This window comes from Paenibacillus sp. 2KB_20, from assembly GCF_052115765.1.
GTDB lineage: Bacteria > Bacillota > Bacilli > Paenibacillales > Paenibacillaceae > Paenibacillus_AQ.
The window spans coordinates 393,673-415,686 of the sequence record NZ_JBFRHH010000002.1 but is presented as its reverse complement, the minus strand read 5'-3'; the positions used below and the strand labels follow the sequence as shown (position 1 = coordinate 415,686).

The following is a 22,014-nucleotide window of genomic DNA, read 5'->3' as shown; positions in this document are numbered from 1 at the left end:
AATAGAGGGAAATACAACAAATGGAGAGGATAACAACATGCTGAGCTACAACGAGGTACAGTCTGAAGAGTTGAAGAAATGGTCATTTTCCGAAGTGCAATTCAATCCGCTGGCTTTAGGCAAGTGTGAAGCGATCATGTCGCTAGGGAATGGATATATGGGTCTTCGATCAGCTGCGGAGGAGTCGTATATCGGGGAGAAGAGAAATCTGTTTGTGAACGGAACCTTCAATAAATTCGATGAATTCGAAGTGACGGAGCTTCCGAATACGGCCGATATGACGCGTCTGGATATTCGGATTGACGGTACAAGGTTCTCCTTGGAGCGTGGAACGGTTGCCGAATACGAGAGAATGCTGAACATTCGCGATGCCGAGCTCGTTCGGAGCTTTATCTGGGAATACCAAGGGAAAAGAATTCGATTTGAGTTCAAGCGCTATGTATCGCTGGCCAAGCTGCATCAGATCGGCCTGAAGGTAAGCATAACTCCTCTGAACGAGGGCATAACACTGGTCATTAACTCCGGGATTGACGGCCAGGTGAGCAACAGCGGAAGTCAGCATTTTCACGAAGGAGAGAAGCGGATTTTCGATAAGACCTTCCTGGAGCTGATTCAGACGACAACCGAGTCCAAGGTGGATTTCATCCATGGTGTGGCCCATCGTCTTAAGTTAAACCAGCAAGTGCTGGATGTTGCTCCCAAAATGGATATCGACCGACGTAAGGTTGCCGTCTCCTATGCACTTGATGTTGCATCAGGGGAGTGCTTTGAATTTGAGAAAATGGCGACGGTATTCACTAGCCGTGACAGTGAATTTGCAGAAGGAACAAGCCTGGACGACATTCGGCAGCATGCACTCGCTGAATTGAAAGCGTTCCATTCTGCCGGATACGACCGGCTTTTTGAAGAGCATCGGTTGGCCTGGAGCAAGGTGTGGGAGCAATACAACATCTCGATCCAATCCTCCAATTCCTTTGATCAGTTGGCAGTCCGGTTTGCCATATACCATCTGGTTATCATGACTCCGGCACATGACCGGCGGATGGGAATCGGCGCCAAGGGGCTCAGCGGAGAGGGATATAAGGGTCACTCTTTCTGGGATACGGAAATTTTTATTTTGCCATTCTATATTTATACGAAACCCGAGGTTGCGCGATCCTTGCTTGAATATCGATATCTCGGTCTGGAAGGCGCTAGGGCAAAGGCAGTTGAAAATGGCTTTGCAGGCGCGATGTATCCATGGGAAGCAGCATGGCCAAGCGATGGCGAGGTCACGCCGGAGTGGGGTCAGGTGGATATTGTCACAGGCAAACAGATCAAGATATGGTCCGGATTTATTGAACAGCATATTACGTCCGATGTCGCTTACGCCGTGTGGCACTATTACAAAGCGACCGGTGATCAGGACTTTATGGATCGTTGCGGCTACGAAATGATATTTGATACCGCTAAATTCTGGGCGAGCCGTCTGGAATGGAATGAAAGCAAGGCGGTATATGAAATCAATGAGGTTGTGGGGCCGGATGAATACAAGGAGCATGTGGATAACAATGCGTTCACCAATTACATGGCTTCCTTTAATATCCGGTTGGCCATGGAATACTACGAGAGTCTACAAACATCGGATGCGAAGTTATTCCAGTCGCTGAACGGGAAGCTGGGGCTGGAGCAGGCTATGAATGAGTGGCAGAATAAGTTCCATCAGATCTACTTGCCACAGCCGAACCAAGATGGCATTATCCCGCAGGATGACACCTACTTGCAGAAGAAACTCATTGATTTAACTCCTTATAAACAACAGAGCAAGGTAGGCAGCATCTTTGACGATTACAACCTGGATCAGGTTGGAGAAATGCAGGTATCCAAACAGGCTGATATTATGATGCTTTTCTTCCTGCTGGAGGATCAGTTCTCTCCGGAAGTGAAGAAAGCCAATTACGATTATTACGAGCCGAAGACGCTTCATGATTCCTCGCTGTCGATGTCTACACATAGCATTCTGGCGAACGATTTTGGCGATGGGGATCTGGCATATCAATTGTTCGAACGAGCTTCAAAGATTGACTTGGGGCCGTACATGTACTCCTCAGATGCCGGCATACACTCCGCGTCACTTGGCGGCATATGGGAATGTGTGGTGCTCGGGTTCGCAGGCGTCCGCATGCTGGGCGGGGAGCTGCATATGAATCCAAATCTGCCTGAAGCCTGGGAGGAGCTTTCCTTCCCGCTATACTGGCAGGGGCAGCGGCTGGAAGTGCACATCGACCGTGAGACGCTGACGCTGACTACGAATTCGGAGCAGGAACTGCAGCTGGTGTTCCACGGCAACACCATCAAATTCTCGAAAGAGCTTCAAATCCAATATTGAATATTCAGGAGGGTCATTCAATGAAAAAGAATTGGAAATGGTCAACCATGCTCAGCATGGTCATCATCGCTGCGTTGGCATTATCCGCTTGCGGCGGTAACGGTGGCAGCTCGGACAAAGGCGCGGCCGGAGAGAAAGTTAACCTTACATTCACCGTCTGGGGCGATGTGAGCTCCGGTGCGAACGAACAGCAGCTCGCTGATGAATTCAATAAAGCACACCCGGATATCCAGGTGAAATTCGAGCCGATTCCGAGTGAAGGTTACGGCACCAAATTGACGACTTCGCTTGCAGCCGGGCAAGCACCCGACGTATTCCTGATCGGTGAAGGCGATTATTTCAAATATGTTGAAAAAGGCGTTGTTGAGCCGCTGGATGAATACTTGAGCAAGGACAGTGGTTTCAGTCTGGATATCTTCCAGAAGGATCTGATCGACAACATGAATATCAATGGCAAACAGTACTACCTGCCGAAGGATTTCAATCCGCTTGCGCTCTGGTACAACAAGCGCATGTTTGATGAAGCGGGCATGGAGTATCCGTCCGATAATTGGACTTGGGACCAACTGATCGAAACTTCCAAGAAGCTGACCAAGAAGGAAGGCAATAAGTATACCGAATTCGGTTTCAATGCCGGCAAATGGGAATATCCGATTTACACGTATCTGTGGGATCATGGCACGGATATAGCGAATGAAGACGGAACGCAAGCCGAAGGATTCATGAATGGTGAGAAGACGGTAGCCGCTATTGAAAAATACGTATCCCTGTCCCAAGGCGAAGACCGCGTATCGCCTACGCCTCAGGATGCCGAGACCCTTGGTGGAGACTCCTCCATGTTCATGACGGACAAACTGGCCATGATGGTCACCGGCCGCTGGGTGAAGGGCGATCTGGATAAATCGGATGTGGAATACGGATCAGCCCTGATTCCGACAGGCGAGGATGGTACACGGAGCAGCATTATCGCAAGTGCAGGCTGGGCTATCAATGCAAACGGCAAACACAAGCAGGAAGCGTATGAGCTGTTGAAATGGTTGTCCGGAACGGAAGCACAGAAGCTTCGCTCCGAGAATGGCAAGGTTCTTCCTGCAACCGTAGTGGAACTTGAAGAAGTGAAAGCAAAGGAAGTGTCAGACAAGCCGGTTATCGAGATGATGGATTATGCGAAGAAACCGGTCACATTGCGCTCTACCCATGGCCCCATTTTTGTTGAGGAATTCAACAAAGCCATAGAGAAGATTTTGCTGAAACAACAGGACGTGAAGGGCGCCCTGGATGAAGCTGCGAAAAACGTCGATAGCAAAATCAAGTAAAAACGACAGGTGAAGCGTATGACGAATGCGCTTCACCTGCTTCATCAAGGAGGCTTGTTATGCGAAAGTCTAAATCGGATTGGGCCGGCTACTTATACATCATGCCATGGCTTCTGGGACTTCTGCTGTTTACGATTGGACCGATGCTGTTCTCGTTGCTGCTAGCCTTCAGCAAATGGGACATTATAACGGGAGTGCAATCGATCGAGTGGGTTGGGCTGGACAACTTCAAGGCGATTTTCCATGACGAATTGTTCTATCAATCATTAAAAGTAACTTTTATCTTTGCTTTGGTATCTGTGCCACTCTACCAGATGGTGTCCCTCTTGATTGCGGTACTGCTCAATATGCGCAGCCGCGGCATGAAAGTGTTCCGATTGATCTATTTCATGCCGTCCGTCATTCCTGCGGTTGCGGTATCGATGATGTGGGTGATGATATTCAACCCCGAGTATGGGATTCTGAACAAAGCGCTTGGCTGGTTTGGCATCCAGGGACCCGCTTGGCTTCAAGATCCATCCTATGCTCTCGGAGCGCTCATCGTCATGGGGATCTGGGGCGTCGGCAACACGATCATTATTTATCTGTCGGGTCTGCAAAGCGTACCGGAGGACATGCATGAAGCGGCTGAACTGGACGGTGCCGGCCGTTTCCGCCGGTTCTTCAGCATTACGCTGCCGATGATATCGCCAACGGTATTTTTCAATTTGATCATGGGGATTATCGGCGGGTTCCAATACTTCACCCAGGCTTTTGTCATGACCAACGGCGGACCGCTGAATTCTACTTTGTTCTATAATCTGTATCTCTATAATAAGGCCTTTCAGGATTACGAGATGGGGTATGCCTCCGCCTTGTCCTGGATCTTGTTTGTCATCATTCTTGTATTCACACTGATTGTCATTCGAAGCTCGTCCATGTGGGTGTATTATCAGGGCGACGATGATAAGGATTAAAGGAGGCGTCATTCATGAATCAATCTGCCAAGCGTCGTATCAACGTGCCGCATATCCTATCCATGCTGGCGCTCATTGCCGGGGCTCTTATCGTCATTGTTCCTTTACTGTGGACCTTCTTCACGTCATTGAAGTCACCGGCTGAGGTGTTTAAAGATAATTTCTTCCCCACCGTGTGGCACTGGACCAATTACCGAGATGCCGTGCAAGCCGTTCCATTCTTCAAATTTCTGGGCAATACCCTCATTATTCTGATTCCGGTTTTGATCGGAACCGTATTATCTTCGGCTATCTGTGCTTACGGATTCGCGAGATTTAATTTCAAAGGGAAACGCATGCTGTTTCTGGTTTTGCTTGCAACCATGATGCTGCCTTCGCAGGTTACGATGATTCCGATGTTCATCATGTTCAAGGAAATCGGCTGGGTGGATACTTTCCTGCCTCTCATCATCCCTGCGTTTTTTGGCGGTGGCGCATTTAATATATTCCTCATTCGCCAGTTTATGCGCGGCATACCGCGGGACCTGGATGAGTCGGCCTTCGTGGATGGTGCCAACCGGTTCCAGATCTTTACGCGCATCGTTCTGCCGCTGTCCGTGGCACCGCTGATTGCGGTATCGATCTTTACCTTCATGGGCGTATGGAATGATTTCCAAGGACCGCTTATTTACCTGAATTCCAGCGATAAATATACGCTGGCTCTGGGACTTTCCATGTTCAAGGGATTGTACAATGTCGAATGGAACATGCTGATGGCGGCAACGATTCTGATTATGCTGCCGGCATTAATCGTATTTTTCTTGGCACAAAAATATTTCATCGAAGGCATTTCCATCTCTTCAGCCATCAAGGGCTGATCAGTTGACGATGCGTTAGGAGGCTGACATGCCAAAAACTACAGGATTAAGTAGCAGACATCCTTTCAATTTATACTATAATGCCAGTGAGTATATTAAAATCTGTGGAACCCAGGACGGATATTTCCCGGATTTCGGACATCATATTGCCAACGAGATGGGCGGGGTGTGGCTGCACCCGATCAAGCTGCTGGACGGCTTCTGGCTGAGAATTACGGATCTGGACCGGAATATCTCGGTTTGGTCGAGATCGGACGGCTTTACGAATGAGCCTTGGGGCAGCCGGTTTCAATACGATCACGGGCTGGGCCATATTCCGGTTCAATTGGAGCGCACGCAATTCGCACCCGAGCTGGAAAAAGGATTCGTGGCGGATTATAAACTGCTGTCCTATGGAAAAGGTACGACCCGCCTGAAGCTGGAGCTGCTGGCTCGCACCGATCTTCGCCCCGTCTGGTTCTCCGATGAAATCGGCATAACCGATGGCGAGCAGGATGAGGTGATCCTCAGCTCGGATCGGAAAGTCACCGTGAAAGACAGTGCACATGACTGGTATGTCCAGATCGGTTCGGATCTGCCGGGCAGCGTGGTTGAGACGGGGCCGTCTCTATATGGGCCCGAGTTCACCGCTGGAAACGGGACGGGTGTAGCCTTCCGGAGCGAAGTGATTGAGCTCCGGGAGAAGGAGACATTGCAATTCCGCTTATTTGTGGCCGGCTCCTATCAATCCCAGGAAGAGAGCGAAGCGGTATATGACAAGCTTGTCTCTTCGCATGAGGCTCTTTTTGACGAGAAAAAGGTTATATATGAAGAGGTCGCTAACCGGGCCAAACTGAAAATCGCCGGCGAGGACTTGCTGAATGAAGCCTTTACGTGGGCCAAATGGAACAATCAGTGGCTTGTGCAAAAGGTGGACGGGATCGGACGCGGCTTGACTGCCGGCGGACCTACCTATCCGTGGTGGTTCGGCTGTGACAATACCTATTCCCTTCAAGGGGTGCTTGCCATCGGGGATGCGCAGCTTGCAAAGGATACGCTGAACCTTTTGCTTGAAAAATCGGAGGAAGCCAATGGCAATGGCAGAATCGTGCACGAGATCACGACCATGGGGGCGGTGTCGAATCCGGGCAACACCCAGGAAACGGCCCATTACATCGCTTTTGTATGGGAGCTGTTCCGCTGGACAGGAGATGAAGAACTGCTGCGCCGTCATTACCGCTATTGCGTAAAGGGCGTAGACTGGCTGCTGCATGAAATGGATCCGGACGGCGATCTGTTCCCGTCAGGTTACGGCATCATTGAGATTGCCGGTCTGAACATGGAACTGATCGACAGTGCCGTGTACACCGCCCAGGCTCTGCGGGCGATGGTCGATATGAGCAGGCATCTCGGCGAGGAAGAAAACGCGGAGAAGTATGGTCAGCTCGCGGACCGGGCAGTACGCGCGATCAATGAAGTGTATTGGTGTGAGTCGGAGGGATTATACGCTGACGCCGTTGCGACCAGAGGCGATATTGAGCCAAAGGTGGACTATATGGTATCCCTCTCAGAAAAGGAAGGCATTCAGGGGTATCGCGAATACCTGGAGCAAATGCTGGCCGAAGCTAAAGATGCGAAGGCTGACCGGGGCTGGCTGCTTAACAAGAACTGGGTCATCGTGACGCCGATGGAGACGGGCATTGCCGATCCGGAGAAGGCCGAGAGGGCGCTTCAAACCATGCGTTCCGATGTGTTTATCGGGGAGCATGGCACCTATCTTGGGGGGATCTACAAGCAGGGCACGATGACCATCTCGACGGGGGTTCACGCGGTAGCGGAAGCGGCCAACGGCCATCCGGACGAGGCGCTGGCGCTGCTGCGCAGAATGCTGGGGACCTTCTCGAAGGTGCTTCCGGGTTCTTTTTCCGAGATGTCGCCGGATTACGGCTGCGTGGTGCAGGCGTGGACATTATATGCCCTCACGGTTCCGGTTATCCGCCATTTCTTCGGTGTGACACCAAACGCGTTTGAGAAGACGGTTTATATCAAGCCGCAGCTTCCAACCTCGTGGCATGATCGTGAATGCAGCCTGAGCAATCTTCGGGTAGGCGAAGCCGAGCTGGATATTTCCATAGCGCCACAACAAGCGGGGAATGGACGGACAGTAATCGTTCGCAACCCTCAGGGGTGGAACATTGTTATCGAGCTGGACGGTCAACGCCTGGAGAGCACAGAAACGCATATAATCTGGATAGTGGAATCAGTCCAGGTGTAAGCCAGCAAGAGAAATGCCCCTTGAACGAGGGGCATTTCGACGATTCTCATCTAAAATAAAGGTCCCTCAATCCGTGTAAAACGGAGGAGGGATCTTTTTTCGTGTCGAGTGATCAGGAAGATCCATTCGTTGAATTTGAGGGTTAAATTGAAAGCCCTTTCGGAAATCTATGATATACTACGACATAACAGGCATACCATTTATAACAACCTATATTTTCCTATATTAGCCTCATACTTTCACAAGCAAAGGAGATTTCATGATGTTTAATGTTCTTGTTGTTGACGATGAGTCCGTTCAAAGAGAAGGCATTAAGGATTTGATCTCTCAGTACCGCTTTCCCTTTCAAGTACTGGAAGCCGAGAACGGAATGAGCGCGGAGCGGATTCTGGTTCAGAACGCGATTGATATCCTCATCACCGATGTCAGAATGCCTCTGATGGACGGACTTGCGCTAAGCAAACAAGCCCGAAAGATGCAGCAGGATCTAAAGATCGTCATTTGCAGCGGCTATGACGAATTTGAATATGCCCGCAGCGCCATCCGGCTGGGCGTGGTAAATTACTTGCTGAAGCCGCTGGTCAGGGAGGAGTTTCTGGAGGTGATGGAGGATATTACGCAGATCAGTCCTTATGGTGGGGATCTTGAGCAGGAGACGGTGGAATCCAAGGTCATCCTTCAGGTCAAGGATTATGTGAAGGATCATTACCAGCGGGACATTTCGTTGTCGGATGCAGCCCACGATGTATACCTGTCCCCGGGGTATTTGAGTATTTTGTTCAAGAAAGAGACCGGCGAGAACTTCTCGAAGTATTTAACCGATTACCGCTTGCGACGGGCAAGCCATCTGCTCCTGAACTCCAATATGAAGGTAAATGATATCGCCGGAGCGGTTGGCATCGATAACCATTCGTATTTTGCCAAGCTGTTCAAAAGCAAGTTCGGCGTCAGTCCCTTACAGTACAGAGAGTGCGGGGTGCTCCATGATCGGATGGATCAAGAACAAGTTCAATGATATCAGGTTCCGCAACAAGCTGCTGCTGTCCCATCTGGTGATTGCACTCATTCCCATTCTTCTGCTAGGGCTGCTTTCCTTCATTCAGTCCTACCGCATTCAGATGAAAGAACTGCGGAGCGAAGCTAAAGCCAGCCTGGAGCAGGTGGCTAACATTATGGATTACAAGATCAACCGGTACAATACGCTGAGCGAGTTCATGGTGCTAAATCGGGAGTTGTCGCAGATATTTATTAAGGATTACGAAGAGAACTATTTTAACATGTACCTGGATTTCCGTGACATTCTGGAGCCGTTAATCTCGAATATCCGGCTGATGGATGATGATATTGAGGCCATCACCTTTTATACATCCGGAGAGCTGCTGGGGATTCGCGACAATATTTTGCCGATCGGGGATCTCAAGAGCAAGTCTTGGTACGATGGATTTCGGGGCAGGCGCTGGATTGTGGACGGGGAGAAGCTTTATCTCGTTCAGGAACTGATCAGCAATCCGAAGGACAGTAATTTCATGGTCATTTCCATTCAGCATGACAGCATTTTTGCGGACCTGGACAAGCTGTCGGAGCATGTGGCGGTTCATATCGAGGATGCTGAGCATCGTGTGATATTCAAGGTGAGCAAGGAGGCGGATGCTTCAGCCGGTTTGGAGAGTGGAGAGCCGAGCGGTCTGATCCTAAGTCGGTCGCTTGCCAACAATGGGTGGACGATTCACTACAATCTGCTGAATACGAATGCATATGCAAATTCGCTGGGTATTTTTCAAATTACGTTGTTTGTCATTATCCTCAGCTTGATCATTACTTTCCTGCTCATTTATGTGATCTCCAACAACTTTACGCGCCGAATTATCCATATCAAGAACAAGGTGGACAAGGTGGAACAGAACAATCTCGATGTGATCATCCAGAGCTCATCGAGGGACGAATTCGGCGAGCTGACCAATGGCATCGGCAAAATGCTGAAACGAATCAACAGCCTCATTTCCCAGGTGTATCAAGCCGAAATCGCCAAAAGGGAAAGCGAGTATAACAAGCTGGTCAATCAGATCAATCCGCACTTCTTGTACAATACGCTCTCCTTTATCCGTTGGAGGTCCGAGAAGAAGGCAGATATCGAAACGAGTTATATGGTATCGGCATTGGCCCGATTCTATAGAACGACATTGAATCAGGGGAGGCAAATGGCCACGATCAATGATGAGATGCAGCATATCAAGGCCTACCTGGACTTGCAGCTCATCATGAACGATGGCCGGTTTGACGTGGATTACCATATTGACGAGGGAGTGTTACATACCGAGGTCATTCATTTTATTTTGCAGCCGATCGTGGAGAATGCCATCAAGCACGGATTCGTGGAGGCAGGTGCGGTCGATTGTCGAATTCACATTGGGGTCAGCCGGGTCGGAGAGGGCATTAGGTTCACCGTTAGCGATAACGGGGTGGGCATGACTCCAGTACAGGCGGCACGCTTGTTAACCGGGGAGAATGGCGGGTGCGGCGTTCGGAACGTGAATGACCGGATCAAGCTGTACTACGGTCTGGATTACGGACTCGATATTCATAGCGAGCCAGGCAGCGGAACGGAAGTATCGATGGTCATTCCTGCCTCATGAACAGAGTGGATGCTATTCCTGCCATAGCGTTGGTAATGAAAGCGGTGCTGCAGCGGCCGCTTTTTTTGTGTTTGAGGTCGGAAAAGAAGGTCATGAAAAAAGTGATACATATCCGAAAAATGTTGCATATACGCCAAATTTGAAACCGCATACAATTTGATTATCAACCAAAACGAGAAAAAAAGGGGATGACAGGATGAACAAACGCAGAAAGATGGCTTCTCTGCTGCTCAGCTGTATGATGCTGGTCGTATTCAGCGGCTGCGGCGGGGGCAAGAGTGATAACGCGCAGCCGGAAATTTCAGAGCAGGATTATGAGCCTTACGGAAAATATGAGACGCCGGTGGAATTTACGATCGGCCGGAATACCAATCATGTGAACAACCTGCCACCAGGCGATACGATTGAGGACAATTTGGCTACCCGATACGTGGAGGACCGGGTGAATGTGAAAGCCAAGGTGGCTTGGGAGACGGATGATATGGATCAGAAGCTCTCGCTATCGATGACAACGGGCGATCTGCCGGACGTTATGCTGGTCAGCCGCGATATTTTCAACCAACTGGTGGATAATGACCTGATTGCCGATATGACGGAGGTGTACGAGAAGACCGCATCCGACGGGGTCAAGAATATCTACGCTTCCTATGGCGACTTGCTGCTGAACCAGGTGAAGGTCGACGGTAAAATCATGGGCCTTCCGATGACGAATATCGGCAACCAGCACCAGCTGCTGTGGGTTCGGAAGGACTGGGTGGATAAAGTCGGCGCGAAGATGCCGGAATCCGTCGAGGATGTATGGAACCTCGCCAGAACATTCGTGGAGCAGGACGCCTCGGGAACAGGCAAGACGGTCGGAATGGTGATGGATTCCAATGCCATGAACTTTACGCCGGTATTCGCTGCGCATGGCGCCTTTCCGATGAACTGGATCGAGGAGGACGGCCAGGTTGTATATGGTTCGGTCCAGCCCGAGATGAAGCAAGCGCTGACGGAGCTGAGCGCCATGTACAAGGAAGGTTTGATTGATAAACAGTTCGCCGTCCGGTCGAATGAAGAGAAGGAAGCGCTTGTGATCAACGGTCAGGTAGGCATGCTGTTTAATCCATGGTGGATCGGCTACACCAACTACAAGGACTCGATCAAGCAAGATCCCGATGCTGTCTGGGTTGCCGTATCGGCACCGGTAGACGAGAACGGCAAATTCAAAACGATCCGTCAGGATCCGGTAGGCGGCGGTATCGTTGTGGTGAAGAAGGATTTTGCCCATCCTGAAGCGATCATGAAGTCGGTCAATCTGACTACGGATTTCCTGTACTCCTTAACGGATGATGCAATTAACTACAAGAAAGAGCATCCGGACGAGATGCTGACCGATGCCAGTCGTTGGAACAATGATCCGACGCAAATTCCGATGCAAGTGGATTATGACGACGTGTTGAAGCGTTATTACGACGATCTGATGAAGGCGGATCAATCCGGGGATGCTTCGGCCGTTCAGGAGGACAGGGTGGTATCCTTCAAGGCATATCAGGAGTTTAAGGAGAAAGGCAATGCCGTCGATGTGAACACCTATGGCGAATACCTCTCCCGTATCGAGGGTCAGCGCGAAGCGAACAATCCGAATCTGGAAGTGATTCCTGCAGGCTTCTACGGAACCACCGAGACGATGAAGCTGAAGTGGGCCAACCTCCAAAAGCTCGAAGAAGAGACGATATTGAAAATCATCATGGGCCAAGCCCCCGTTGATGAATTCGATAAGTTTGTGGACACCTGGAAGCGTACCGGCGGCGATGAGATTACGGAAGAGGTCAACCAGATGAGCAGCAGATAAGGAAAGCATGAGCCTTGGCGCGGAGGGCTATTGGTGGTCATCCGCGGGGCTTTTCATTCGATAAGGCCTGTCCTGACAGGGACATGATGGAGGTGGAGCGGACGATGGCGCAAGTGGAAACAACCGTCAATTCAGAGCGGGAAGTACGATACCGGAGGAAAAAGAAACGAAGAACCTTTGACGAAATGACCTATCATGCGATGCTGCTGCCCGGCATGGTCATGCTGTTCATTTTCTCGATTGTGCCGATGTTCGGGGTGGTCATGGCTTTTCAAAAGTTCATCCCCGCGAAAGGGATATTCGGCTCCGCATGGGCAGGACTCGACAATTTCACGTATATGTTTCAACTGCCGGATGCCAAACAGATTTTTGTGAATACGCTGGTCATCGCGGTCGGGAAGATTGTTCTCGGATTGATTGTACCGATCGTGTTCGCCCTGCTGCTTAATGAGGTGCGTCTGAAGCTCTTCAAAAGCACGATTCAAACCATCGTGTATTTGCCGCATTTTATGTCATGGGTGGTCCTGGGTACGATGCTGACCATGATCTTTTCCTTTGACGGCATGATTAACAATTTCCTTGAGCTTCTGGGGCTGGAGCGGATCATGTTTCTGGCAAGCAACGACTGGTTCAGGCCGCTGCTCATCGTGACGGATACCTGGAAGGAATTCGGCTATGGGACGATTGTGTATTTGGCTGCATTGACGGCGATTAACCCGGCTTTGTATGAATCCGCCGCCATGGACGGCGCGAGCCGCTGGAAACAGACGCTGTATATCACACTGCCGGGCATGTTTCCGACGATCATCCTGCTGGGCACGCTGAGTCTCGGCAATGTGCTGAATGCGGGATTTGACCAGGTGTTCAACCTGTATAATCCGCTGGTGTATGAGACGGGTGATATTATCGATACGTTTGTGTACCGCATGGGTCTGATCAATATGCAGTATTCGTTCGCAACGGCGATCGGACTGATGAAATCGGTCATTAGCTTTATTCTGATCGTTATATCCTACAGGCTGGCCTCGAGGTATGCGGGGTACAGGATTTTCTAGGAGGGTTAGCATGATTCAATCCAAAACGCTGGGCTCAAGGCTATCCCGCCTGATGATTATGCTCGCGCTCGTTCTGATTACATTTGTGTCGCTGGCCCCCATCGTCAATACGATTATGGTGTCTGTCAGCAGCAGCACGGCTGTTAATGCTGGCAAGGTCTACTTTTTTCCGGTGGAGCTAAATTTCTCATCCTACGGGCAGATACTGAATGACACGAAGTTTTGGAAGGCGTTTCTAATATCCGTGGAACGGGTGCTGCTTGGGGGCGCGATCAACATGATATTGACCATCCTCATGGCCTATCCATTGTCGCGGAGCGTCACGCAGTTCCGATCGAGAAATAAATATATGTGGATTATCGTGTTTACGATGCTCTTCAGCGGCGGGATCGTTCCCTGGTATATGGTGATCAGCAAGCTGGGGTTGATCAACAGCATCTGGGCACTGGTTCTGCCGGGTGCGGTTCCTGTCTTCAACGTGATTCTCCTGATGAACTTCTTCAAGGGCATTCCGAAGGAGCTAGAGGAGGCCGCATTCATTGATGGTGCCGGTCCGCTGAAAATCCTGCTCAAGATCTTTATCCCGATTTCCATGCCCAGCCTGGCAACCATTACCCTGTTTGTCATCGTCGGTCACTGGAACAACTTCTTTGACGGAATCATCCTGATCAATGACAGCGAAAAAATACCGCTTCAAACCTATCTGCAGCAGCTCAGTCTGACGCGCGACCAGATGCAGAATCTCTCGGTCGAACAGCTGCAGCAATTCAATAAAATTTCCAACACGACCCTGAACTCAGCCAAAATTCTGGTTTCCATGATTCCAATTCTGCTCATCTATCCGTTTCTGCAGCGTTACTTAATCCACGGAATCGTTCTGGGGGCCGTGAAGGAATAGAACAGCTCAGCCGGTCAGGCTTATTAGCGTGCTCTGCTTGAGCGGGTACATCCAGTACCGGCAAATGGAATAGGTAGTCGACAGAGAACAGCGCCTCCAGCATGAGTCTTTCCGGCGAAAGACTATCCTGCGGCGCTGTTTTGTCATGGTTGGGACTGTTCCGATTGTATTTAATTTGTAAGCGGTATTCGTTCAACATGGACAATTTAAACATATCATGTTATATTGTTATATAAATTAGTAGGTTTTGGAGTACCGTTGGAGGGATATCAATTTGAAAGATGCAGCTTCCACGAAGCCGATGTATGAACAAATTTTTAATGAGATGAAGCGAAAGATCTCAACCCATATTTTTCGGATAGGCGATAAAGTCCCTTCGGAGAAGGAACTCGCGGATGAATACGGAGTTAGTCGAATCACAAGCAAAAAAGCATTGGATCTGCTGGCGGCCGAAGGCGTGATTGTACGCAAGCCGGGCAAGGGATCGTTCGTAGCTGATCCGGATGAGCCTGTGGTACACAGGGAACCTCTCTCCTCAGAGAGCACAGATGCTGCAGCGGCCAGCCGGGAGAAGATGATTGGTCTTGTCATTACGGACTTTTCTTCAAGCTACGGAACACGCCTGGTCTATAGCATGGAGCAGTATTCGAGGGAGAATGACTGTTTTCTGGTACTGCGCAGAACATTTGGAGACCAGGATAATGAGGAATTATCCATTCAGAAGCTGCGTAATCTCGGCGTGAACGGACTCATCGTATTTCCCGCCCAGGGCGAATATTTCAATGCCGAAATATTGAAGATGGTTATTGCCCGTTTCCCGCTTGTTCTGATTGATCGCAAGCTGAAGGGAGTTGCAGCGGCTTCCATCAGTACAGATAATCTTGGGGCAGCCGTGCAGGCGGTGGAGCATTTATTCGATTTGGGTCACCGTCATATTTCTCTGCTGTCTCCTCCACCGAGAGATACGACAGCAGTTGAAGAACGGATTGAAGGGTTCGTGCAGGCTCATGCCGCCCGGGGTATAGCGTCTGATAAGGAAATCTGGATTAGCGACGTGACGGCCACTTTGCCCAATGCCTTCCACGAGAGCAATATTGAACGCGAAATCCAGCGGATCGTGCAGCATTTGCAGGATCACCCTTCGATTACTGCCTTTTTTGCGATCGAATATAACATTGCTTTGCTAGCCAAGGTTGCGGCAGAGCGCCTCGGTCTGCGGGTGCCGGAGGACGTATCCATCATATGCTTCGACAGTCCGCAGCTAAATATCGGCGAGGGTTATTTGTTTACCCATATGCGGCAGAACGAGGAAGAGATGGGCAGGCTGGCGATCGAGACGGTATTGGGCATCATGAATCACGATGATGTAGCAGTTGAGAAGCAATTGCCGGCGGAATTGGTGGCTGGAGCATCTACCGGGCCTGTAAAGAAATAACCAGCAAACTTTGTCTAAACTTCTGTGCGGTGACGCGCAGCCACATATGCATGTATAGCACGATATAACGTAATCCACCTGATACCGCTATATCGCGGAATTGAATTTTGAATTCGTAGACGGTGCGTGATCGAGCACGGAATCGAACCGGATTTGGGGAAGAACAAATACAAACCATGCGCTCATGAATAGGTGAGTGCATGGTTTGTTTGAACTTCTGAATGAATGGATTAGACATGATGTGGAGACTGCAGGAATCCGATATAACATTTATAATTATTTTATATATTGACATATTAACTAGAGGGTTGGAAGGAATTAAACGACTGTAGGTTTTACTATCCACTTAATTGCGCGTAAACAATTTTGTTTTGCAGAACTATCCATATAAATCTCAAGCTTTCGTCTAAATCATATGTCATTATTTCTCGGGAAATAGCAGCTGTTAGCGAAATAACCGAAATAAATAGTAGTCACATCTAAATAATTCCACTCTAATCTTCTACTTCAATATCGCTCAAATGTATAGCTCGTGTATGCTTTGTAGGATTCCAATTTACGTTCTTCATTGTAATGAGTGACCAAAGGAACAGTGGTACGTAAGTTAGATTGAAGAAGTACAGGTACACATAGTTCCGGAAGATGCTTACTTTATTTTTCGAATCAAGAAACTGTGCGTACCCTACGTAAATGAATTGGAATAACAAACATATCATCCAAACTTGCCAAGGAATCAAATGATGAGCATCTAATAAGTCGGTAGCCATGGATATGAAAATAAGGAGACCTGTTGCAGCACTTAAAACAATCTTGCCAGGATTAATAAGGTACATAAAACCATCAAAAGCTTTGAAGTCTAGCTTGCTAATGAATCTCCAAATTAATCGGTGAGCGTATTTAAAGCAAACATCCCAATGCCCTCTTGCCCATCGGAGACGTTGAATGCAGGAAGATTTGAAACTTTCCGGCTTCTCGTCGTACACACGCGCAGAGTGACACCATTTAGCTGGTACACCTTCAAGCAAACACTGCATCGTAAACTCAAGGTCTTCTGTTAAGGAACGAGCGGTCCAACCGATGGTTTTGAACAGAGTCGTGTCTACGCAGAACCCAGTTCCACCGATCGCGTTACCTAAGCCTAATCTGGACTTAGCCAGCTGCCAAGAGCGGTTCATGAAAATGTAGCTTACAGAGTAACCTATTGTCACCCAGTTGTCATTGGGATTCTTAGAATCCAGGTAACATTGTATTAATTGATCCCCGTTCAACAAGTGGTTATTCATTTCCTTTAAATAGTTCAACGAGACCAAGTTGTCGGCATCGAAGAAGGCGATACTGTCAAAATCATCGATTAACCTATCTCCATACTGCTCAATGGCGTATTTGATTCCATAAGGCTTCCCCTTTTGTTCACCTGGCAGGTAGGTATGATCAATAACGGTAGCACCAAGTTTTCTAGCGATTTCACTAGTTTTATCTTTACATCCATCAGCAATAACGCACACTTCATAGAGCTCCCTCGGGTAGTCCATTTTATGAAGGTTCTCGACAAGGTGTCCGATAACCGCTTCTTCGTTGTGCGCAGGAACCATGAGAAGAAATCTTTTCAAAGGTTTATATTCCTTGAGTCTCTTTGGTTTTCCAAAGCCAAAGAGACTGATGAGCATCCAATATGCCCAGAAAAACAGTAGGAGGCATTGAATGAAGGTTAATCCAACACCAAATACATACTCAAAACTCATTACTTGCTCAACCCTTTTTACTGAAATTTTTCTAGATGGTGATGCGGGAGCACAATTAAATCCGGATAAAAAAGGCAACCCCATTCGCCCTGTGTGACGATGAGATTGCCTTGGCTACAATTAATCGAACTTGATCACACCCGTGGTATGAAGCAGCACCAAAAATACGAGTACTGGCGCGATATAACGGATCATGAATAGCCATACCCGGAACCAGCCGGCTTTCAGGCCAGCGGCATCTGCCGCCTTCTTCCAGAAGTATCCTGCAAAGAGAGTGGTGATCAGACCCCCGACCGGAAGCAGAATATTGGATGTGATGAAATCCAGCCAATCGAAGAAGTTTTTGCCGCCGATATCGGAAAGCCCAGGTACGATGCCGAATGACAACGCGGAGGGTAGACCGATCAGCATAACCAGTACGCTAATGGCGATTACGGCTTTAGTCCGTCCCCAATGCCAGCGGTCCATGACATACGAGGTTGGGACCTCCAGCAATGAGACGGAAGATGTTAATGCGGCGATGGCTAGAAGAATAAAGAACAATCCCCCGAAAAAAGAACCCAGCGGCATGGCCGAGAAGGCAGCTGGCAAGGCAATGAAGACAAGAGAAGGTCCGGCATTCGGTTCAATCCCGAAAGAAGCGGTTGTCGGGAATATAATGAGCCCGGCAATAAACGCATAAATCAGGTCACCCGCGCCGATGGCAAGGGTTGCTGGACCTAGCGATTGTCGCTTATCCACATAAGCGCCGTAGGTCAACAGAATCCCCATCCCCAGCGAGAGGGAGAAGAAGGCATGCCCCAGCGCGACCAGCGCTGCTTCCGGGCTCAACTTCGAGAAGTCAGGATTCAAGAAGAAGGAAACGCCCGCGCCAGCTCCTGGCAAGGTTACCGCACGGATCATTAGTACGATCAACAGAATGATTAGGCCCGGAATCAGAACCTTGTTGAATTTCTCGATCCCTCCGGAAATTCCTTTGGCTACAACCCATCCGGTAATAATAATAGCGGCGAATTGCCATATAATCGGCATGTAGCCTTCCGTAAACGTAGTAAATTGACCACCGAAATCGGTATTGTTGTACAGATTGCCGCTAAACGACATGACCGCATAATGTAGCGTCCAGCCTGCCACAATAACATAGAAGGTCAGAATGAGAAACGGTGCAATGACCTGGAGCAATCCAAGATGACCGAAGACTTTCGGTCCGCCCGCTTTAACGAAGGAAGTTGCAGCACTCCCGCGGCCAGCTCGTCCGATGGCAAGCTCGGCCAACAGCACGGGCAGACCGATCACGATGAGACAGATAATAAAGAGCAGGAAGAAAGCTGCGCCGCCGTGTTCTCCCGTAATGTAAGGAAACTTCCACATGTTTCCGAGGCCGACAGAGCTCCCGATCGCGGCCAGAATAAATCCAGCAGAGGAAAAACGATCATTTTTCCCCGTTGAAGCTGGGTTGTTGAGCTGAGATTTCATAGATGTTCCCCCAGTTGATTAAAGTTAAGTTCCTCTATTATATTTCAAGTTCTGGCAGAAAGGCATAAGTAATTTTTCCTAAGGGATGAGGGCCTGCTTTTTTTATTATGCTGCGAACACAAAGGTTTCAATACTAACAATAACCACGATTTGTAAATAAATAAACCTTAAACACCAAGTTTAAGGAAATGAAGAGGCTTTGGGTAGGGAAAAAATCACAAATACCCTTCCGGAAGCGAAAGTTGGCGGGGTTGACAAACATCTTATATTATTATATCTTTATATTAAGATAAATGAAAATCAAATAGAAAAGAGGGATATCATGATCAAAAGCTTAACCCGGATTAATGAATTGGCTAAAAAACAGCGGGAGGGGGTACTTACTGCCGCGGAAAAAGCCGAACAGCAAGTTTTGCGCACGGACTATCTGCGTGAAATTCGCGGACAGGTGCTAAGCACCTTTTCGGGATTAAGCATCGTGGATCCCGACGGAAATGACGTGACACCTGAAAAACTTCGTCATAAGCAGAAGAAGCTGAGAGAATAGTAAATTGCCGTGACTGTGTAACGACTTTACACAGTATGTGAGCATAATAATACAAAGAAGGGATCGCCATGTCATGGTGATCCCTTCTTTGTATTAAACACAGTTGCGTGAGGGAGCCTTTATCCAAACCGCTCCGTCTTGTACCACTTGGATTCCCTGCCCGTGATTTTATCCACGATCAAGGAGTAGAAGGCTTTAATGGATATGACGAGGAACAGCTGGGTGTAGGTGAAGTACGACACGCATGAGAGAATGAAGTTGCGTGTGTGGCTCTGCCCGATGTCCGTTGCGAGCGCCAGATTAATCTGCAGGACATAGATGTAATACATTAAGGCCCAAGCAATGATGAGATACATATACACATCGCCTTGAAACCGGAAAGGGGAGACGACGGCCGGGTTAAACAGGCCGATGATCTGATACACGATGTTGGCGACAAATATAATATCCGAGATGATAATAGCAATCATAAACCAGAAGTAACTGGCGGCATAATATAACACATGCAGCTTAATCCGCCAGCTTGTCCGGTCAAACAGATGATGAATGTTATCCGTGACGACGCTGTAGTTCCCCTTAGCCCAGCGTTCGCGCTGTTTCATATAGACCTTCAGATCCTCTGGCTCCTGCTGATAAGCTTCGGCTTGCGGAGCCAGCGCAATAAGCTGCCCTCTCGTCAGGATCTCGAACGAGATCGCGGTATCTTCCGTGATCGCATGCTCATCCCATCCGCCGATGTCCTGAATGAGCGCGGTTTTCACAATAAAGTTCGTGCCCGGAATGGTGCCCAGCTTAAATAGCTGCCATAGTCCGGTATGATGTACACGCTGTATGGTCACCAGCTCCAGATTGATGCAGCGAGACAGAAAATTCTGTCCGCGGTTTCGAGCCTTGTTGCGACCGAAAACAGCCCCGTAGCGTTCAGGCTGCTCCATCGCCTTCTGCGTCAGGAATAACAGCGCGTTTTTTTCAGGTGCGGCATCCGCGTCATAGACACAGATCCATTCACCAGTTGCCTGCTTAAGCGCGTCGTTCAGGGCGCCTGATTTGCCGCCGGTTCCGGTTCTCTCCAGTATAAGAAAGTCGCGGTCCAGGTAACGTTCATTGGCTTTCAGCGCCCTTAAGCGTTCGGCCGTATGATCTTTGCAATTGTCAGCGATGACAATCACCTGCATCTTGTGATGCGGGTAATTCATCTGCAGAATATGCTCTACCGTTGCCTGGATGACCAATTCCTCGTTATGCGCGGGCACCATGACCGTCACGGTGGGGAAATCCTCCAGATTGCTCGGATTCACCAGCTTCTGCCGGCTTTGTTTATGAATGAACACGATGGCTCCCGCCATGATGATGATCGATTCCAGCACGGCAATCCATATACTGATTATAGAGATGACCAGGAAAAAGTCAGTCACTGAACTTCCCCCGATCGTATTTTCGTTTGACCTTTGAACGGAAGCTTAAGGTAGCAATCGTCAGAATAACGATGGCTATGGAGAACATGATGCTGACTCCGATGCACAGAGGGATAAACCAGCTGGTATACGACATCGGCTGCAAGCCTCCTTTTGATTGATGATGGTAACTTAACTTCATTAAATATATTCCCCGATGAGGTCGGTTTCGGTATTCCGTTCTAATGCAGAGATGACGTCATCGATATTTTCGTATCGGCTAAATTGCTCCTTCTGAAATACGAGGCCGCCGGCGCGGACCACAAGCTTGAGGGACATGCCTTTCTTGTCACGGAAGGGGACGTTCATCATGGCGACTTTGATGCGCTCCATAAGGCTTTTGAGATATTCCGGCTTGGTGAGCGGGCACAGAATGATAAAGCGTCCTTCTCCAATGGAGAATTTATAGTCCTCATAACGAATCTGCTGCTGAATCGTGCTTGACAGTTCCATAATCAGCTTGGCAAAGCGGTGGGCTCCGACGTTTTCCCTGGTCAGGGGGAGGAAATCGAGCTTAAACATCATGATGCAGAAGCTGTACTGATCCGAATATCGATTGGCCAGATTGGCTTGTTTCACCAGCGTATCTTCGAAAGCATCCTTGCTGCCAAGAGAGGTGTCGATGTCGATATCCGGGTTGGTTTTCCTCAATTGCTCGAGACGCCTTATGAACCTTCGGCTTCGCACCAGAGCTAGCTTGATGAAGATAGCAATGGCGGTATTGGCGGGCAGCAGCAGAATCCAGGAGAGTGTGAGTGCATTGACCGGGGCCAGAGTGGACAACCATACGAAATAAGTGACCAAATACACAAACACCGTAACCGTCGAAACGCCTACCGGAAGAAAGAAGCCGATCAATAAGGCAGCCAGTGTACCGATACTGAACAAGAATTCCACGAAAGTAAATATTTGGTTTACATAGATGTTCCAGAATATGAACAACTGCTGGACCATGGCGAGAGCAATCAGCAGAAAATAACCGAGTTCGACGCGACGTAAAGGGGTGGACTTTTTCATGTTTTACCTACTTTCTAATCTCTTAAACCTTTTATCGCAGTAGTTAGGCCATTCCATATGTTATTTAAAAATTACCCAAATGTCGATAGATTTATCGAACGTTGACATAATCTACACATTGGATAACGAATTTAATGTCCACTGACCCTGGAATTCTCCTTTCAACTGACCC

General features: G+C 48.9%; 18 protein-coding genes. 13 read left to right on the top strand and 5 right to left on the bottom strand.

The window, feature by feature from the left end; genetic code table 11:
• The first annotated feature begins 37 nt into the window (after positions 1-37).
• The 11 genes from AB4124_RS07695 to AB4124_RS07645 all read left to right on the top strand — a co-directional run bounded on the left by AB4124_RS07695 (position 38) and on the right by AB4124_RS07645 (position 15,606).
• A complete protein-coding gene (locus AB4124_RS07695; RefSeq protein WP_441972149.1) occupies positions 38-2,368 on the top strand; it encodes a glycoside hydrolase family 65 protein in 2,331 nt (776 codons plus the stop codon).
• 20 nt (positions 2,369-2,388) lie between these two features.
• The gene (locus tag AB4124_RS07690) at positions 2,389-3,684 is read left to right on the top strand and encodes an ABC transporter substrate-binding protein (protein WP_076322494.1); all 1,296 of its coding nucleotides are present in this window, start codon (positions 2,389-2,391) and stop codon (positions 3,682-3,684) included.
• A gap of 59 nt (positions 3,685-3,743) precedes the next feature.
• Complete coding sequence (locus tag AB4124_RS07685; protein ID WP_441972146.1) at positions 3,744-4,640, top strand: carbohydrate ABC transporter permease; 897 nt, start codon at positions 3,744-3,746, stop codon at positions 4,638-4,640.
• 14 nt (positions 4,641-4,654) lie between these two features.
• Entirely contained in the window at positions 4,655-5,497 is an 843-nt protein-coding gene (locus AB4124_RS07680; protein ID WP_076322492.1) for a carbohydrate ABC transporter permease, read from the top strand.
• Positions 5,498-5,525: 28 nt separating this feature from the next.
• A complete protein-coding gene (locus AB4124_RS07675; RefSeq protein WP_441972144.1) occupies positions 5,526-7,751 on the top strand; it encodes an alpha-L-rhamnosidase-related protein in 2,226 nt (741 codons plus the stop codon).
• 259 nt (positions 7,752-8,010) lie between these two features.
• Positions 8,011-8,766, top strand: a complete 756-nt coding sequence (locus AB4124_RS07670) for a response regulator transcription factor (protein ID WP_083659640.1) — start codon at positions 8,011-8,013, stop codon at positions 8,764-8,766.
• Positions 8,735-10,384, top strand: coding sequence for a sensor histidine kinase (locus AB4124_RS07665; RefSeq protein WP_430204462.1), 1,650 nt, complete (start codon positions 8,735-8,737; stop codon positions 10,382-10,384). Before AB4124_RS07670 ends, AB4124_RS07665 begins: the two co-directional genes overlap by 32 nt.
• Before the next feature lie 196 nt (positions 10,385-10,580).
• Positions 10,581-12,218, top strand: coding sequence for an ABC transporter substrate-binding protein (locus AB4124_RS07660; RefSeq protein ID WP_441972141.1), 1,638 nt, complete (start codon positions 10,581-10,583; stop codon positions 12,216-12,218).
• A gap of 104 nt (positions 12,219-12,322) precedes the next feature.
• Positions 12,323-13,273 carry an ABC transporter permease gene (locus tag AB4124_RS07655; RefSeq protein WP_441972139.1) on the top strand — a complete coding sequence of 317 codons (951 nt, stop codon included), beginning with the start codon at positions 12,323-12,325 and terminating at the stop codon, positions 13,271-13,273.
• Between the two features lie 10 nt (positions 13,274-13,283).
• Positions 13,284-14,171, top strand: coding sequence for a carbohydrate ABC transporter permease (locus AB4124_RS07650; protein ID WP_076322487.1), 888 nt, complete (start codon positions 13,284-13,286; stop codon positions 14,169-14,171).
• 274 nt (positions 14,172-14,445) lie between these two features.
• Positions 14,446-15,606 carry a GntR family transcriptional regulator gene (locus AB4124_RS07645; protein ID WP_441972136.1) on the top strand — a complete coding sequence of 387 codons (1,161 nt, stop codon included), beginning with the start codon at positions 14,446-14,448 and terminating at the stop codon, positions 15,604-15,606.
• 494 nt (positions 15,607-16,100) lie between these two features.
• Here AB4124_RS07645 and AB4124_RS07640 read toward each other — a convergent pair whose 3' ends face one another.
• Positions 16,101-17,216, bottom strand: a complete 1,116-nt coding sequence (locus AB4124_RS07640; RefSeq protein ID WP_441972134.1) for a glycosyltransferase family 2 protein — start codon at positions 17,214-17,216, stop codon at positions 16,101-16,103.
• Between the two features lie 91 nt (positions 17,217-17,307).
• Between AB4124_RS07640 and AB4124_RS07635 the strand changes: the two genes are divergently transcribed.
• Complete coding sequence (locus tag AB4124_RS07635) at positions 17,308-17,445, top strand: hypothetical protein (RefSeq protein ID WP_430110298.1); 138 nt, start codon at positions 17,308-17,310, stop codon at positions 17,443-17,445.
• 23 nt (positions 17,446-17,468) lie between these two features.
• Here AB4124_RS07635 and AB4124_RS07630 read toward each other — a convergent pair whose 3' ends face one another.
• Entirely contained in the window at positions 17,469-18,824 is a 1,356-nt protein-coding gene (locus tag AB4124_RS07630; RefSeq protein ID WP_379408508.1) for a sodium-dependent transporter, read from the bottom strand.
• Between the two features lie 322 nt (positions 18,825-19,146).
• On the opposite strand from AB4124_RS07630, the gene AB4124_RS07625 reads away from it, so the two are divergent.
• A complete protein-coding gene (locus tag AB4124_RS07625) occupies positions 19,147-19,371 on the top strand; it encodes a DUF896 domain-containing protein (RefSeq protein ID WP_441972131.1) in 225 nt (74 codons plus the stop codon).
• A 119-nt stretch (positions 19,372-19,490) separates the two neighbouring features.
• Here AB4124_RS07625 and AB4124_RS07620 read toward each other — a convergent pair whose 3' ends face one another.
• From AB4124_RS07620 to AB4124_RS07610, 3 genes are read right to left on the bottom strand one after another with little or no spacing between them, the layout of a single operon-like run.
• Positions 19,491-20,786, bottom strand: a complete 1,296-nt coding sequence (locus AB4124_RS07620; RefSeq protein WP_441972129.1) for a glycosyltransferase family 2 protein — start codon at positions 20,784-20,786, stop codon at positions 19,491-19,493.
• A complete protein-coding gene (locus AB4124_RS07615; RefSeq protein ID WP_339269699.1) occupies positions 20,779-20,922 on the bottom strand; it encodes a hypothetical protein in 144 nt (47 codons plus the stop codon). The genes AB4124_RS07620 and AB4124_RS07615 overlap by 8 nt, the downstream gene beginning before the upstream one ends.
• Before the next feature lie 44 nt (positions 20,923-20,966).
• Positions 20,967-21,842 (bottom strand): GGDEF domain-containing protein, encoded by an 876-nt coding sequence (locus AB4124_RS07610; RefSeq protein ID WP_441972127.1) that lies wholly within the window; start codon positions 21,840-21,842, stop codon positions 20,967-20,969.
• Between the last annotated feature and the right edge of the window lie 172 nt (positions 21,843-22,014).